Genomic DNA, 730 nt, shown 5'->3' on the forward strand with positions numbered 1-730 from the left:
CCCAGGTTCCCAACGACAGGCCTCAAGCAAGACAGAGCATTGGTGATGACCGGATCCGTGACAAGGACGCCCATTTCAAGGAGTGATGCAACAACGTAGCCAGTCATGGTCACATTATCACCAACACCACCCTTCATGTCAATATGGTACAGGGTTCCCTCTTGCATGAAACAGCCATCTGAACCCTGCTTGCTGATCAACCAATCCTGTGCACTCTGGAGGACACTGGGATCAATGAAGATGAAACGCCTTGCTAGGCCGAAAGACCTCATGACGAAGGTGGTCAACCATGTATTGGATGCATCGTAGCCAAATGTGCTGTATGAACCATCACTGTGCCTGTAGTTTAGCTGTCCTTGGTATCCGCTCTGAAGGTAACCAGTGGCAGTCTGTCGGATGGTTGGGGTGAGCTGCGCAGTGCCTTCCAGGTACTGCAGGATGTAGATATTGGGAGCAAGAGTTATCATATTTTGTTCTCCACAGCCAGATGGCATCTGTAGCAAGCCATCAAGATTATTTAGCGCACGACCCATTATGTCCCCAAGGACTGAAACAGAGCATTTGGCAGATCCCAGAACCACATTTGCTGGAAATGTCAGAGACACATCTTCTGAAAGGACACTCCCCTTTGGACAAAATAACCAACTCTGGGCGAAGATCCTTTCAACTCCTTCAGGCAGAACAAGTAGACTTTCAGTAACAATGTCAATGCGTCCTCTTGTTGGCACGG

The 730-nt window shown here is 49.0% G+C and carries 1 protein-coding gene; it reads right to left on the reverse strand.

From position 1 onward, the window contains the following. A partial coding sequence (locus DK870_RS29090) for a hypothetical protein (protein WP_305988321.1) occupies window positions 1–533 on the reverse strand: 533 nt, incomplete at its 3' end. Between the last annotated feature and the right edge of the window lie 197 nt (window positions 534–730).

The sequence above is a fragment of the Pseudomonas sp. Q1 genome (genome assembly GCF_009935975.1).
Lineage (GTDB): Bacteria > Pseudomonadota > Gammaproteobacteria > Pseudomonadales > Pseudomonadaceae > Aquipseudomonas > Aquipseudomonas palleroniana.